This is a genomic window from Pseudomonas chlororaphis subsp. piscium, from assembly GCF_003850345.1.
Lineage (GTDB): Bacteria > Pseudomonadota > Gammaproteobacteria > Pseudomonadales > Pseudomonadaceae > Aquipseudomonas > Aquipseudomonas piscium.
This window is the reverse complement of the sequence record NZ_CP027707.1, coordinates 4,176,229-4,192,827: the sequence shown is the minus strand read 5'-3', so window position 1 is coordinate 4,192,827 and position 16,599 is coordinate 4,176,229. Positions and strand designations below refer to the sequence as shown.

At 61.5% G+C, this 16,599-nt stretch carries 5 protein-coding genes; all 5 read left to right on the top strand.

The window, feature by feature from the left end; translation table 11 throughout:
• Positions 1 to 49: 49 nt before the first annotated feature.
• The 5 genes from C4K38_RS19005 (at position 50) to C4K38_RS32470 (ending at position 16,594) form a co-directional block, all read left to right on the top strand.
• On the top strand, positions 50 to 814 hold the full coding sequence (locus tag C4K38_RS19005; RefSeq protein WP_081001482.1) for a thioesterase II family protein: 765 nt from the start codon (positions 50 to 52) through the stop codon (positions 812 to 814).
• Between the two features lie 178 nt (positions 815 to 992).
• Positions 993 to 2,153, top strand: a complete 1,161-nt coding sequence (gene fabD / locus C4K38_RS19000) for an ACP S-malonyltransferase (RefSeq protein WP_053278630.1) — start codon at positions 993 to 995, stop codon at positions 2,151 to 2,153.
• Between the two features lie 105 nt (positions 2,154 to 2,258).
• Positions 2,259 to 2,483 (top strand): hypothetical protein, encoded by a 225-nt coding sequence (locus C4K38_RS32940; RefSeq protein ID WP_414860585.1) that lies wholly within the window; start codon positions 2,259 to 2,261, stop codon positions 2,481 to 2,483.
• Positions 2,425 to 16,359, top strand: coding sequence for a non-ribosomal peptide synthetase (locus tag C4K38_RS18995; protein ID WP_081364225.1), 13,935 nt, complete (start codon positions 2,425 to 2,427; stop codon positions 16,357 to 16,359). Before C4K38_RS32940 ends, C4K38_RS18995 begins: the two co-directional genes overlap by 59 nt.
• Entirely contained in the window at positions 16,325 to 16,594 is a 270-nt protein-coding gene (locus tag C4K38_RS32470) for a hypothetical protein (protein ID WP_197678034.1), read from the top strand. Before C4K38_RS18995 ends, C4K38_RS32470 begins: the two co-directional genes overlap by 35 nt.
• The last annotated feature ends 5 nt before the right edge of the window (positions 16,595 to 16,599 follow it).

Here is a 16,599-nt window from a genome sequence, read left to right as displayed (position 1 = left end):
CGATTCGTGTAATCGCTGCGATTGCATCGTGCTGCCGAGGTCACACGCAATGACCATCGGACCGCTTGGCTCTAACCACTGGGTCGTACCTGGCACATCGCCTGGCAACGCTAGAGTGAGATTGTTCTGCCTGCCTTACGCAGGGGGCAGCGCAGCTATCTTTCGCGACTGGCCTGCACGATTGGCATCGGATATCGAGGTGCTTCCCTTGCACCTGCCTGGGCGAGGGCAGCGCATGCATGAAGCATTGCTACATGACCTGGGTGAGATCACCAATCAGGTGGCGGAGGCCATCGCGCCGTTGCTTGAGAAGCCTTATGTCCTGTTCGGTCACAGCATGGGAGCCTGCCTAGCCTTTGAGGTTGCGCGCCGCCTACGTACCAGTGGCCTGCCGGAGCCGGCTTGTTTGATCGTGTCTGGCCACGGTGCACCGCATTTGCCAGCCAGTCGCTCGTTACTACACGGGCTTCCCGATGACGAGTTCATCGATGAGGTGATGCGTTTGAACGGCACACCACCTGAAATACTGAAACACCCTGAAGTGGTCGAGCTGATCCTGCCAATCCTGCGTGCCGACTTTGAGGCGGTGGAAACCTACAGTATGACCCCACAGCCACCTCTTACCTGTCGGATTGTTGCGCTGGGAGGTGACAACGATCCCGATATGGATAACGACGCGGTGGCGTCGTGGGGCATCCATACCACGAACAGTTTTTATTATCAGATGCTTCCAGGCGATCACTTTTTCCTGCATGGCAGCGCTGAACAGATGTTTGCCTTGATCAACAAGGAACTGCGGTCTGTGTTGCTCTAGTCCCGAACCGGTCAACAGGGTATTGCCATTGATTCGCCGGGCTGAATGGATCATGCAAGGTATCAGCCTCACAAGAGCCGCTCGTTCAACACGAGATGTGTCTGGAACGCCGGTCCGTTGTCATCGATTGCTTGAAGCAATACGGAGCGAGACCGATTAATGCAGTCAAGGAGGAGTAATGATCACAACGTTTATGTTTCCGGGCCAGGGCTCGCAGGCGAAAGGGATGGGCGGAGGGTTGTTTGATCGATTCAAGGATCTGAGTACCCAGGCCGACCGTGTGTTGGGCTATTCGATTAAAGAGCTGTGTCTAGGTGATCCAGGAGGAAGGCTGAGTCACACGCAATTTACACAGCCTGCGCTGTACGTGGTTAACGCACTCACCTATTACGCCAGGCTCGAGGATGACGCCACGCCAGCGGACTTTGTGGTGGGGCACAGTCTCGGTGAGTTCAATGCACTGCTCGCGGCCGGCTGCTTTGATTTCGAGACGGGACTTCAGCTCGTGAAAAAAAGAGGTGAGTTGATGGGCCAGATATCCGGTGGAGCGATGGCTGCCATCTTGAACGCCAACAAGAACGAGATTGAACTCACGCTTGCCCGCAGCGGACTCAATGACGTTGGTATCGCCAATTACAACACGCCCTCACAGTTCGTCATCTCTGGTCCCGTCGGGCAAGTCGAGGCAAGCGAGGCACTGTTCCAGAAATCCCCGATGCGTTACCTGCGACTCAACACCAGTGGTGCTTTCCATTCGGAATTAATGCAGCCAGCGGCAGATGTTTTTGCAGCGTTTCTGAACGCATTCGAGTTTGTGAATCCGACAATCCCAGTGGTTGCCAATTTCTCCGCACGCCCCTACGAGAACAAACGGATTGCCGATGGGCTTGCCAAGCAAATTGCCAGCCCCGTGCGCTGGTGTGGAAGTGTGGAGTATCTACTTGAACTTGCCGCTGGGAGCGGCCAAGAGATCTCGTTCGAGGAGCTCGGGCACGGAGAAGTACTCACGCGCCTCGTTCATACCATCCGTGGGCAGACACCAGTTGCTAACAAACGGGTGGCGTCCGATGCCGATGCGCCGGATAAGCGTTGCGAGCTGAGTCTATCGACTGTTCAGAAGGTTCATCGCGCCTTAGATAGGCAGACTTCAAGCGCGCTTGAAAAGGTGGAGGCATGGAACCTCAACTGCCCGGTCGGAACGAAGGTGAAGTCATTCTTGATCGATTATCCCTCTTTGGAAACATGTACCGAAGCCATGGTTCTGTTCGGGCATAGACCGGTGGTTTATATGAAAGGGTACAACGGCTACTTCGATATAGACGAAGTGACGCTTGTCTGACGTTGCCCTTCAAGGCCTGGCCCTGGCCTGTTCGGTCGTCAACCACGATGGTCGCAGCTCAGGCCTGATGGTGCCGAACGAACTGACTCGCTTACTGCTGCGGAATTGCGAAATACCGTCGAGCGCACTACCGGTGCTTCTGTACCGATGGATCTGTTTGTCGATGGATCGTCGCTCGATAGGGTGATCGACATAGTTTTTACGCAGGTGGAGCGCCACCTTATCGCTCCACACACATCCGCTACCGATACCCAGATGGAGATATCAACCTATGAATATCGAGCGGCTCATGACCGATCTTGTCGACGCCGGAGCCACGCTGTGCCGTAACGGCGACATGCTTCAGGTGAAAGCGCCTCCAGGTGCACTCAATAGCGAACTTGTTGAACGGCTCCGTCAGGCAAAAGAAACATTGTTGCAGATGCTCGATGACAACACACCGCATGCGGTGCCGCTGCCCTCACCGGGTGAGGGCGGGAACACATGTGCCCTGTCTCCGGGCCAGGCAAGCCTGGTGCTTGCCACCCGCCTGGGCGATCCGGCGATGTATAACGAACAGGCGGCGATCGAACTGGCGGGTCCTGTTAACGCGCAAGTCATTGAAGGTGCGTTTGCCATGCTCGCGCGTAAGCACGACATTCTGCGTACGGTATTCGTCGACGGCGATCCTATGCAGCAAACCGTATTGCCAACTCCCGTTGTCCAGTTCGCGGTGACGGCGGTCGATAACGACAATTCGTTGCGTGCGTTGGCCGCAGACATTGCGAAACTACCGTTTGCACCACAGCAGCCATTGTGGCGCGTCGATTTGTTCTCTACGTTCGAACGGCCGGCTGTACTGGTATTGACTATCCACCATGCCATCTTTGACCGCTGGTCGATGGGTGTACTCATCCGAGACCTCAACACCTATCTTGATGCGCCAGTCCCGGAGGAGGCTCCATTACCCCACCTCAACTATCGTGACTTCGCCGCCTGGCAGCGCCGTTGGATGAATACGTCTGACTACACCTCGCAGTTGGACTCCTGGGTGGAGATGCTGGCTGACATCGACGAAGTGCCGACGATTCGTAGCGACTACACGCGCCCTGCGGTGCGCAGCAGACACGGCGGCACCGAGCGTATCGCCATTCCGGCTGATTGCATCACTGCAGCGTCCACGTTCGCCCGCGAGCGCAACACCACATTATTCACGACGCTGTTCAGCGTCTTCGCGTTACTGCTACAGCGTTACACCGGAGAGGCAAGAACGCTGACACTGACGCCAGCAGCCAACCGACCATTCCAGGCGGCCGAGGATATCGCCGGCTATTTCGTCAATTTGGTCCCACTTGTCGCTGATGTGCGCGACAACGACAATTTCACCTCTTTCGTCGAACGCATGCGCGGAGTAACGGCGCGTTCGTTCGCGCATCAAGGCGTACCGATTGAGTCTATTGCTGAGCGCCTGCGTTCGCGCGGCGGCCCACCGCTGAGCCAACTGGCACAAACGGTGTTCGCATTTCAGAACGTTCAGTTGCCGACTGTGCATATAGCGGGAGGCCGTGCGAAACCCTTCGATCTGGACAGCCCTTTTGCGCGTTTCGACCTGTATTTATCGATCGAGAACGACGAGCGTGGGACATTTGCAGTCTGGCAATACAGTACCGACCTTTTCGACGCGAGCACTATCTGCCGCCTCGGTGTTCACTATGTGGCCTTACTGAGCGCGGCGCTGGCCTCTCCCGAAACAGATGTGCGCATGCTGCCTGTGCTTTCCGACACGGAGCAGGCGCAACTGCTGTACGGCTTCAACGCTACCCAGAGCGATTTCCCGCAGGACGCGTTGATCCATCAACTGTTCGAGGCCCAGGCGCAACGCAGTCCCACCGCGACCGCGCTGGTATTCGGACAGCAGACCCTGAGCTATGGTGAGCTCAATCGTCGCGCCAACCGCCTGGCCCATCACCTGATCGCCCTGGGGGTGCGTCCCGACGACCGGGTGGCCCTGTGCGTCGAGCGCAGCCCGGAAATGGTCGTGGGCCTGCTCGCTATCCTCAAGGCTGGCGGGGCCTATGTGCCGCTGGATCCGGACTACCCGGCCGAACGACGGGCATACATGCTGGCCGATGCGGCGCCGGTGGCGCTGTTAACCCAGCGCTCGTTGATCGATGAGTCGGGCCCCACATTGCCTACGGTGCTGCTTGATGTTCAAAACCCGGCTATCGAGGAGCTGGCGGACAGCAACCCCGATGCTGGGGCGATGGGGCTGACTGCGCGCCACCTGGCGTATGTGATCTACACCTCGGGCTCCACCGGGCAACCCAAGGGCGTTATGGTTGAGCACCTCAATGTCAACCGCCTGGTGATTAACAATACCTATGCCGACATTGGCCCAAACGACTGCGTTGCACATTGTGCGAATATTGCCTTCGACGCTTCAACGTGGGAAATCTGGTCTGCACTCCTCAACGGCGGCCGCCTTTATCTGATCAGCCAATCCGTGTTGCTTGACCCCCAGCGCTTCCGTGACGCGCTAATCCACGGGCAGGTGACTGCCCTCTGGTTGACTGCCGGTCTGTTTAACCAATACGTCGATGGGCTCATCCCTGTATTCGGGCAGCTGCGCTACCTCCTGGTGGGCGGGGACGTGCTCGACGCAAGAAAGATCGGGCAGTTGCTGGCTGCTGAAAGCCAGCCTGAGCATCTGCTCAATGGCTATGGCCCGACAGAAACCACCACCTTTGCCGCCACGCACGCCATCACCGCCCCGCTCGATGTGACGCGCTCCATCCCCATTGGTCGCCCGATTGCCAACACCCGCATTTACATCCTGGATAGCCACGGCCAGCCGGCACCGCTCGGCGTGGCTGGTGAGCTTCATATTGCCGGCGCCGGGGTTGCGCGCGGTTATCTCAACCGTCCGGAGCTGACCGCCGAACGCTTTATTAACGACCCGTTCTGCGCTGACCCGCACGCCCGCATGTACAAGACTGGTGACCTCGGCCGCTGGCTACCTGACGGCACCATCGAGTACCTCGGTCGCAACGACTTCCAGGTCAAGCTGCGCGGATTCCGTATCGAGCTGGGGGAAATTGAAGCGGCACTGGCGCGCTGCGAGGGCGTACGCGACGCCGTGGTTATTCCCCGCGAGGACGTACCGGGCGACAAGCGTCTGGTGGCTTATGTACTGCCGCAAACCGGTGTTGAGATTGCTCCCGCCGAACTGCGCCAGCAGCTTGCCCGGCAACTGGCCGAGTACATGTTGCCCGGCGCCTTCGTGACGCTGGATACCTTCCCGCTCACCCCCAATGGCAAACTCGACCGCCAGGCGCTGCCGGTACCGGATCTGACAGCGCTGGCAACTCGTGGTTATCAGGCGCCGGTGGGCGAGATGGAAACCACCCTGGCGCAGATCTGGCAAGACCTGCTGGGGCTGGCGCGCGTCGGCCGCTACGACAACTTCTTCGAGCTCGGCGGCCATTCCCTGCTCGGCGTCAGCCTGATCGAACGGCTGCGCGAGCTCGGCTTGACGCTGGCGGTCCGTACGGTGTTTGCCTCGCCGGCCCTCGCTGATATGGCCCAGGCCATCAGCGCCCACCAGGACCATGCTTCCGCGTTCGTGGTCCCCGACAACCTTATCCCCATGGGCTGCAGCGCCATCACCCCGGACATGCTGCCGCTGGTGACCCTGACGCAGGACGAGATCGACGTTATCGTCGGCGCAGTCCCCGGTGGCGCGGCCAATGTGCAGGACATCTATCCGCTGGCGCCGTTGCAGGAAGGCATTCTGTTCCATCATCTGCTGCAACAGCGCGGCGACGCCTATCTGCTGCGCAGCCTGATGGCCTTCGACAGCCGTGCGCGTCTTGATGCCTTCCTCTGCGCCCTGCAACAGGTCATCAACCGTCACGACATCCTGCGCACCGCCGCCTGCTGGCAGGGCTTGGCGCAGCCGGTGCAGGTGGTCTGGCGACAGGCGCACCTGCACGTCGAGACCTTCTACCCCATACAGCCCGGCGATGTGCCTGCGCAACTGGCGGCGCACACCGACCCGCGTCGGCGGCGCCTCGAGCTGAACCGCGCGCCGCTGTTCGCCCTGGACATCGCCCAGGATCCGACGCAAGACGAATGGCTGCTGGCGCTGAGCTTCCACCACCTGGTGGGCGACCATCTGACGCTGGAGCAGATCGTGAGCGAAGTGACCGAGGTCCTGCAGGGGCGCGGCGAGGCGTTGCCGGCGGCATTGCCTTACCGCAACTTCATCGCTCAGACCCGGAGCGTGCCGGACGCGGTGCACGAGACTTACTTCCGCGAGCGGCTGGCTGATGTTGACGAGCCGACCGCTCCCTTCGGCAGGCTCGAGGTCCAGGGCGACGGCCAGGCAGTGACCGAAGCCCAGCTGCCGCTACCGGCCGAGTTGGCACAGGCGATCCGTAGCCAGGCGCGCCGGCTCGGGGTCAGCCCGGGGGTGCTGTTCCATGTCGCCTGGGCACAGGTGCTGGCCCAGACCAGCGGCCGTGACGACGTGGTCTTTGGCACGGTATTGCTGGGTCGTCTGCAGGGTTATGCCGGCGCCGAGCGGGCGATGGGGTTGTTCATCAACACCCTGCCGCTGCGCATTGCCCTTGCCGGGCGTGGCGTACAGGATGTGGTGCTGGCCACTTACCGTGAGCTGATGGCGCTGCTCGAACACGAACAGGCCCCCCTGGCGCTGGCCCAGCGCTGCAGCGGTGTGGCCCTGCCGCTGCCATTGTTCAGCGCCTTGCTCAACTACCGCCACAGTGTCGCCGGCGGTTCGGATATGAACTGGGAAGGTATCCGCCTGTTGAGCTCGGAGGAGCGCACCAACTACCCGTTTACCGTCTCGGTGGACGATCTGGGGGAGGGCTTCAGCCTGACGGCTCAAACGGTGGAGGGCGTCGATCCGGCACGGATGGCTGCCTACCTGGCCACCGCGATCACGGGACTGGTTGATGCCTTGGCTAACGAGCCAGAACGGGCCGCCCTGAGCCTGCCAGTCGTACCGCCAGAAGAACGTCAGCAACTGCTGTACGGCTTCAACGCTACCCAGAGCGATTTCCCGCAGGACGCGTTGATCCATCAACTGTTCGAGGCCCAGGCGCAACGCAATCCCACCGCGACCGCGCTGGTATTCGAGCAGCAGACCCTGAGCTATGGTGAGCTCAATCGTCGCGCCAACCGCCTGGCCCATCACCTGATCGCCCTGGGGGTGCGTCCCGACGACCGGGTGGCCCTGTGCGTCGAGCGCAGCCCGGAAATGGTCGTGGGCCTGCTCGCTATCCTCAAGGCTGGCGGGGCCTATGTGCCGCTGGATCCGGACTACCCGGCCGAACGACGGGCATACATGCTGGCCGATGCGGCGCCGGTGGCGCTGTTAACCCAGCGCTCGTTGATCGATGAGTCGGGCCCCACATTGCCTACGGTGCTGCTTGATGTTCAAAACCCGGCTATCGAGGAGCTGGCGGACAGCAACCCCGATGCTGGGGCGATGGGGCTGACTGCGCGCCACCTGGCGTATGTGATCTACACCTCGGGCTCCACCGGGCAGCCCAAGGGCGTTATGGTTGAGCATCTCAATGTCAACCGTCTGGTGATTAACAATACTTATGCCGACATTGGCCCAAACGACTGCGTTGCACATTGTGCGAATATTGCCTTCGACGCTTCAACGTGGGAAATCTGGTCTGCACTCCTCAACGGCGGCCGCCTTTATCTGATCAGCCAATCCGTGTTGCTTGACCCCCAGCGCTTCCGTGACGCGCTAATCCACGGGCAGGTGACTGCCCTCTGGTTGACTGCCGGTCTGTTTAACCAATACGTCGATGGGCTCATCCCTGTATTCGGGCAGCTGCGCTACCTCCTGGTGGGCGGGGACGTGCTCGACGCAAGAAAGATCGGGCAGTTGCTGGCTGCTGAAAGCCAGCCTGAGCATCTGCTCAATGGCTATGGCCCGACAGAAACCACCACCTTTGCCGCCACGCACGCCATCACCGCCCCGCTCGATGTGACGCGCTCCATCCCCATTGGTCGCCCGATTGCCAACACCCGCATTTACATCCTGGATAGCCACGGCCAGCCGGCACCGCTCGGCGTGGCTGGTGAGCTTCATATTGCCGGCGCCGGGGTTGCGCGCGGTTATCTCAACCGTCCGGAGCTGACCGCCGAACGCTTTATTAACGACCCGTTCTGCGCTGACCCGCACGCCCGCATGTACAAGACTGGTGACCTCGGCCGCTGGCTACCTGACGGCACCATCGAGTACCTCGGTCGCAACGACTTCCAGGTCAAGCTGCGCGGATTCCGTATCGAGCTGGGGGAAATTGAAGCGGCACTGGCGCGCTGCGAGGGCGTACGCGACGCCGTGGTTATTCCCCGCGAGGACGTACCGGGCGACAAGCGTCTGGTGGCTTATGTACTGCCGCAAACCGGTGTTGAGATTGCTCCCGCCGAACTGCGCCAGCAGCTTGCCCGGCAACTGGCCGAGTACATGTTGCCCGGCGCCTTCGTGACGCTGGATACCTTCCCGCTCACCCCCAATGGCAAACTCGACCGCCAGGCGCTGCCGGTACCGGATCTGACAGCGCTGGCAACTCGTGGTTATCAGGCGCCGGTGGGCGAGATGGAAACCACCCTGGCGCAGATCTGGCAAGACCTGCTGGGGCTGGCGCGCGTCGGCCGCTACGACAACTTCTTCGAGCTCGGCGGCCATTCCCTGCTCGGCGTCAGCCTGATCGAACGGCTGCGCGAGCTCGGCTTGACGCTGGCGGTCCGTACGGTGTTTGCCTCGCCGGCCCTCGCTGATATGGCCCAGGCCATCAGCGCCCACCAGGACCATGCTTCCGCGTTCGTGGTCCCCGACAACCTTATCCCCATGGGCTGCAGCGCCATCACCCCGGACATGCTGCCGCTGGTGACCCTGACGCAGGACGAGATCGACGTTATCGTCGGCGCAGTCCCCGGTGGCGCGGCCAATGTGCAGGACATCTATCCGCTGGCGCCGTTGCAGGAAGGCATTCTGTTCCATCATCTGCTGCAACAGCGCGGCGACGCCTATCTGCTGCGCAGCCTGATGGCCTTCGACAGCCGTGCGCGTCTTGATGCCTTCCTCTGCGCCCTGCAACAGGTCATCAACCGTCACGACATCCTGCGCACCGCCGCCTGCTGGCAGGGCTTGGCGCAGCCGGTGCAGGTGGTCTGGCGACAGGCGCACCTGCACGTCGAGACCTTCTACCCCATACAGCCCGGCGATGTGCCTGCGCAACTGGCGGCGCACACCGACCCGCGTCGGCGGCGCCTCGAGCTGAACCGCGCGCCGCTGTTCGCCCTGGACATCGCCCAGGATCCGACGCAAGACGAATGGCTGCTGGCGCTGAGCTTCCACCACCTGGTGGGCGACCATCTGACGCTGGAGCAGATCGTGAGCGAAGTGACCGAGGTCCTGCAGGGGCGCGGCGAGGCGTTGCCGGCGGCATTGCCTTACCGCAACTTCATCGCTCAGACCCGGAGCGTGCCGGACGCGGTGCACGAGACTTACTTCCGCGAGCGGCTGGCTGATGTTGACGAGCCGACCGCTCCCTTCGGCAGGCTCGAGGTCCAGGGCGACGGCCAGGCAGTGACCGAAGCCCAGCTGCCGCTACCGGCCGAGTTGGCACAGGCGATCCGTAGCCAGGCGCGCCGGCTCGGGGTCAGCCCGGGGGTGCTGTTCCATGTCGCCTGGGCACAGGTGCTGGCCCAGACCAGCGGCCGTGACGACGTGGTCTTTGGCACGGTATTGCTGGGTCGTCTGCAGGGTTATGCCGGCGCCGAGCGGGCGATGGGGTTGTTCATCAACACCCTGCCGCTGCGCATTGCCCTTGCCGGGCGTGGCGTACAGGATGTGGTGCTGGCCACTTACCGTGAGCTGATGGCGCTGCTCGAACACGAACAGGCCCCCCTGGCGCTGGCCCAGCGCTGCAGCGGTGTGGCCCTGCCGCTGCCATTGTTCAGCGCCTTGCTCAACTACCGCCACAGTGTCGCCGGCGGTTCGGATATGAACTGGGAAGGTATCCGCCTGCTGAGCTCGGAGGAGCGCACCAACTACCCGTTTACCGTCTCGGTGGACGATCTGGGGGAGGGCTTCAGCCTGACGGCTCAAACGGTGGAGGGCGTCGATCCGGCACGGATGGCTGCCTACCTGGCCACCGCGATCACGGGACTGGTTGATGCCCTGGCTAACGAGCCAGAACGGGCCGCCCTGAGCCTGTCGGTTCTGCCGCCAGAAGAGGCGCAGCGTCTAATCTACGACTGGAACGCTACGCCGCCGGCCGGTGACGGTTATCTACTGCACACCGGTATAGAGCGTCACGCGACACTCTCCCCACTCGCGCCTGCGATCATCGGCGTTGAGGGCAGTATGAATTATGGCGAGCTGGCCGCAGAAACACGCCGCATCGCTGGCGCGATCGCAGCGGCAGACGCGCATCGCGTGCCGGTTGCGGTACTGCTGCCGCGCTCGGTGTGTGCAATCGCCGCTTACTCGGGCGTGATGTTAGCGGGTTGCGCCTATGTACCTGTCGATCCGGCAATGCCACCGGAACGCATGCGTGATCTGCTGGTTATTGTCGATTATGTGCTAACCACTCGCGAACTGGCAGCTTCGATCGACGGCGTTTGCGCACGAGTGATTCTTATCGACCAAACTGCCGACGCCATGCTGCCAGCGGTTGTGCCCGACGATCTCGCCTATGTGATGTTCACCTCCGGTTCCACTGGCAAGCCAAAGGGTGTGATGGTCAGTCATCGCGCGGCCTCACTGACCATCGAGGCCATTCTCCGGCTTTACAGGATAGGCCCTTCCGACCGGTTGTTATGTGTATCGTCAGCGGGATTCGATCTGTCGGTATTTGATTTCTTCGGCGCATTCGCGGCCGGTGCTGCAGTCGTGCTTGCGCCTGAATCCGCGGACGTCGAGCCGTGCGTCTGGCTAGATATGATGGAGCGTGAACAGGCAACGGTCTGGGAGTCTGTTCCGGCGGTGATGGAGCTACTGCTGCTCGAATGCCAACAAAGTGGACGGAAATTACCACCGTCACTGAAACTGGTGATGCTGAGCGGCGACCGCGTTCCGATCAACCTGCCCACGCGTATCCGCGAGGCTTCAACTTCCGATCTTCATGTGATCGCTCTCGGTGGTGCGACTGAGGCAGCGATCTGGTCGTGCTACTACGACACAAGCCACCTTAAGCCTGACGCCATCTTCGTACCCTATGGCCGGCATCTTCCAGGCCAGCGCCTCTACGTGCTGTCATCCTCGTTGCAAGCATTGCCTATCGGTGTGCCTGGCGATCTTTGGATCGCCGGTACTGGCGTCGCTCGTGGCTACCTTGCTCAGCCAGACCTGACTGCTTACCGCTTCCTTGACGATCCATACAAGCCTGGCGAACAGATGTACCGCACCGGTGACAGCGCGCGCGTACTCACCGATGGTAACCTTGAATTCCTGGGGCGAGTGGACGATCAGGTCAAGATTGGCGGTTTCCGCATCGAGTTGGGGGAGATAGAAGCTGCGCTGGCGGCGGCACCCGGTGTCGAACGCGGTGTAGTGATGATTGCCGAGCACTGTGAACGCCAGACGATCGCAGCCTATGTTGTGCCCCTCGCTGACAGGGTATTGAACATTCCCGCAATCCGCGAAGCGCTGGCACTTCGGCTACCGCCCTACATGCTGCCTGCATCAATTATGTCGCTTGACCGTGTGCCTTTAACTTCAAACGGAAAAGTTGACCGCAAGGCATTGCCGGCACCGGATTTGTCGGCGCTGGTCACCCGCCATTATGAAGCCCCGGTGGGCGAGACAGAGACCACCCTGGCGCAGATCTGGCAAGACCTGCTGGGGCTGGCGCGTGTCGGCCGCTACGACAACTTCTTCGAACTCGGCGGCCATTCCCTGCTCGGCGTCAGCCTGATCGAACGGCTGCGCGAGCTCGGCTTGACGCTGGCGGTCCGTACGGTGTTTTCTTCGCCGGCCCTCGCTGATATGGCCCAGGCCATCAGCGCCCACCAGGACCATGCTTCCGCGTTCGTGGTCCCCGACAACCTTATCCCCGTGGGCTGCAGCGCCATCACCCCGGACATGCTGCCGCTGGTGACCCTGACAGAGGACGAGATCGACGTTATCGTCGGCGCAGTCCCCGGTGGCGCGGCCAATGTGCAGGACATCTATCCGCTGGCGCCGTTGCAGGAAGGCATTCTGTTCCATCATCTGCTGCAACAGCGCGGCGACGCCTATCTGCTGCGCAGCCTGATGGCCTTCGACAGCCGTGCGCGTCTTGATGCCTTCCTCTGCGCCCTGCAACAGGTCATCAACCGTCACGACATCCTGCGTACCGCCGCCTGCTGGCAGGGCTTGGCGCAGCCGGTGCAGGTGGTCTGGCGACAGGCGCACCTGCACATCGAGACCTTCTACCCCATACAGCCCGGCGATGTGCCTGCGCAACTGGCGGCGCACACCGACCCGCGTCGGCGGCGCCTCGAGCTGAACCGCGCGCCGCTGTTCGCCCTGGACATCGCCCAGGATCCGACGCAAGACGAATGGCTGCTGGCGCTGAGCTTCCACCACCTGGTGGGCGACCATCTGACGCTGGAGCAGATCGTGAGCGAAGTGACCGAGGTCCTGCAGGGGCGCGGCGAGGCGTTGCCGGCGGCATTGCCTTACCGCAACTTCATCGCTCAGACCCGGAGCGTGCCGGACGCGGTGCACGAGACTTACTTCCGCGAGCGGCTGGCTGATGTTGACGAGCCGACCGCTCCCTTCGGCAGGCTCGAGGTCCAGGGCGACGGCCAGGCAGTGACCGAAGCCCAGCTGCCGCTGCCGGCCGAGTTGGCACAGGCGATCCGTAGCCAGGCGCGCCGGCTCGGGGTCAGCCCGGGGGTGCTGTTCCATGTCGCCTGGGCGCAGGTGCTGGCCCAGACCAGCGGCCGTGACGACGTGGTCTTTGGCACGGTATTGCTGGGTCGTCTGCAGGGTTATGCCGGCGCCGAGCGGGCGATGGGGTTGTTCATCAACACCCTGCCGCTGCGCATTGCCCTTGCCGGGCGTGGCGTACAGGATGTGGTGCTGGCCACTTACCGTGAGCTGATGGCGCTGCTCGAACACGAACAGGCCCCCCTGGCGCTGGCCCAGCGCTGCAGCGGCGTGGCCCTGCCGCTGCCATTGTTCAGCGCCTTGCTCAACTACCGCCACAGTGTCGCCGGCGGTTCGGATATGAACTGGGAAGGCATCCGCCTGTTGAGCTCGGAGGAGCGCACCAACTACCCGTTTACCGTCTCGGTGGACGATCTGGGGGAGGGCTTCAGCCTGACGGCTCAAACGGTGGAGGGCGTCGATCCGGCACGGATGGCTGCCTACCTGGCCACCGCGATCACGGGACTGGTTGATGCCTTGGCTAACGAGCCAGAACGGGCCGCCCTGAGCCTGCCAGTCGTACCGCCAGAAGAACGTCAGCAACTGCTGTACGGCTTCAACGCTACCCAGAGCGATTTCCCGCAGGACGCGTTGATCCATCAACTGTTCGAGGCCCAGGCGCAACGCAATCCCACCGCGACCGCGCTGGTATTCGAGCAGCAGACCCTGAGCTATGGTGAGCTCAATCGTCGCGCCAACCGCCTGGCCCATCACCTGATCGCCCTGGGGGTACGTCCCGACGACCGGGTGGCCCTGTGCGTCGAGCGCAGCCCGGAAATGGTCGTGGGCCTGCTCGCTATCCTCAAGGCTGGCGGGGCCTATGTGCCGCTGGATCCGGACTACCCGGCCGAACGACGGGCATACATGCTGGCCGATGCGGCGCCGGTGGCGCTGTTAACCCAGCGCTCGTTGATCGATGAGTCGGGCCCCACATTGCCTACGGTGCTGCTTGATGTTCAAAACCCGGCTATCGAGGAGCTGGCGGACAGCAACCCCGATGCTGGGGCGATGGGGCTGACTGCGCGCCACCTGGCGTATGTGATCTACACCTCGGGCTCCACCGGGCAGCCCAAGGGCGTTATGGTTGAGCATCGGAATGTGACTCGTCTGTTAGCCGCCACGCAAGTAGATTTCCAGTTTGATGATAACGATGTGTTGACCCTATTCCATTCTTTCGCATTCGATTTCTCAGTGTGGGAGCTGTGGGCAGCCCTATCCTATGGGGGGAGACTCGTTATCGTGTCAACGGCATGTGCCCGTTCACCGCTGGATTTCTATGCGCTGCTGTGTCGAGAACAGGTGACAGTGCTAAATCAAACGCCTAGTGCTTTCCGCCAGTTGATTCCTGCACAAGATGCGACACCGCATGCGCTACGCTGCATTATCTTCGGTGGGGAAGCGTTGGAATTTCCTATATTGGCTCCTTGGGTTGCGCGCAATGCAACCCAGCAGACACGTCTGGTCAATATGTATGGCATAACCGAGATAACCATCCATGCTACCTATCGAGAACTGACAGACGCCGACATCGCCGCAGGACACGGCAGTCTGATCGGTAAACCGCTGCCTGACCTGCGCGCATACCTACTCGACCAGCACGGACAACCTACACCACTCGGCGTGGCCGGTGAGCTTCATATTGCCGGCGCTGGGGTTGCGCGCGGTTATCTCAACCGTCCGGAGCTGACCGCCGAACGCTTTATTGACGACCCGTTCTGCGCTGACCCGCACGCCCGCATGTACAAGACTGGTGACCTCGGCCGCTGGCTACCTGACGGCACCATCGAGTACCTCGGTCGCAACGACTTCCAGGTCAAGCTGCGCGGCTTCCGTATCGAGCTGGGGGAAATTGAAGCAGCACTGGCGCGCTGCGAGGGCGTACGCGACGCCGTGGTTATTCCCCGCGAGGACGTACCGGGCGACAAGCGTCTGGTGGCTTATGTACTGCCGCAAACCGGTGTTGAGATTGCTCCCGCCGAACTGCGTCAGCAGCTTGCTCGGCAACTGGCCGAGTACATGTTGCCCAGCGCCTTCGTGACGCTGGAGGCTTTCCCGCTCACCCCCAATGGCAAACTTGACCGCCAGGCGCTGCCGGCACCGGATCTGACAGCGGTGGCAACTCGCGGTTATCAGGCGCCGGCGGGCGAGATGGAAACCACCCTGGCACAGATCTGGCAGGATCTACTGGGGCTGGCGCGTGTCGGCCGTAACGACCACTTCTTCGAACTAGGAGGCGATTCGCTGCTGATGTTGAGGGTCTGTTCGCGTGCGGGTCAGGTATTTGGGCTTGATCAGGGCATGGCTGCGCGCCTTCTGATGGCGATGACGATTGGCGAACAGGCCCGGCTCGTCAACGCCAGCGATGAGGACGTTATTACTCAAGTGGGGGCCCTGTTTGCACTGTCTACGCCATCCGACGCGCCACCGCTGTTCTTCGCACCTGGTGCCGGCGGGCATGTGCCGTATCTGCACGCCCTTGCCGGCGAGTTGGCCGGCACGTTTAGGGTCTGGGGGATGCATCTGACGGGAGCTGATGAAGTAACTGACGATACGACACGCGTTGAAGCGATTGCCAGCGAACTGATCGTCGATATCCGCCGTGTCCAGCCTCATGGCCCATACCGACTGGGCGGTCACTCTTTCGGTGGCCTGATTGCCTTCGAGATCGCGCGACGACTAGCTAGCCAAGATGAGCAGGTCACGCTGCTCGCAGTGGTCGATAGCATTCCGCCGGGCCAAACGGAGCAGCAAACAACAATGAAGCGGAGTTGGCCAAACAGCCGCTGGGCCGCAGAGATCGGCAACAGTTTTGCACAACTTACCGGGGCTGATCTGGCGTTCGAAGAAAGCGAATTCCACCGGCTTGACGACGTGCGGCAAGTTGAACTTCTGCACACTCGTCTGGTTGCTGCTGGCGCCGTGCCGGAAGAGTTGGAACTTTCCGAGTTCGCAAACCGCGTGCGCGCATTCATCGCCCATTCACTTGCCGATTACCATCTTACGACGCTTTACCCAGGCCCAATGAGTCTCATTGTTGCCAACGACGACAAAGACGGTATTGACAGAGACGAACTCATTAATGGATGGCGTAAGGCTGTTGCGGGCGATATAGCGGTGATCCGTCTACCAGGAGACCACATTGGCATCATGCGCTATCCGTTTGTACGCAGACTTACGGAGGTGCTGCGCAATCTGCAACAGCAGCCCACTGGGGACAATGCCATTCGTGTCGTTTCAGCGCAAAAAGATCAGGGAGAATGATCATGAACACAAAGCAGGAACCTTTGCTTCCATTGAGGACAGTCTGGAAAAATCAGGCGCGACGCTGGCGATGGGCGACCTTGTCGCTGCGGCCACTGGCTATGTGATTGATCCTGCTGCGGCAGTAAGTGCGTTCAAGCGTCTCGATGCCGCGGACCACTCCATCAAGGGACTGATGACCTGGTCGATCAACTGGGATGATGGCGTTAGCCGCGAGAGTGTTTGCTACAACTAGGCGTT

Bases quoted from the DNA above. Each gene is read 5' to 3' on its own strand.
- C4K38_RS19005 (WP_081001482.1), top strand. From the start codon at position 50: ATGACCATCGGACCGCTTGGCTCTAACCACTGGGTCGTACCTGGCACA.
- fabD (WP_053278630.1), top strand. From the start codon at position 993: ATGATCACAACGTTTATGTTTCCGGGCCAGGGCTCGCAGGCGAAAGGG.
- C4K38_RS18995 (WP_081364225.1), top strand. From the start codon at position 2,425: ATGAATATCGAGCGGCTCATGACCGATCTTGTCGACGCCGGAGCCACG.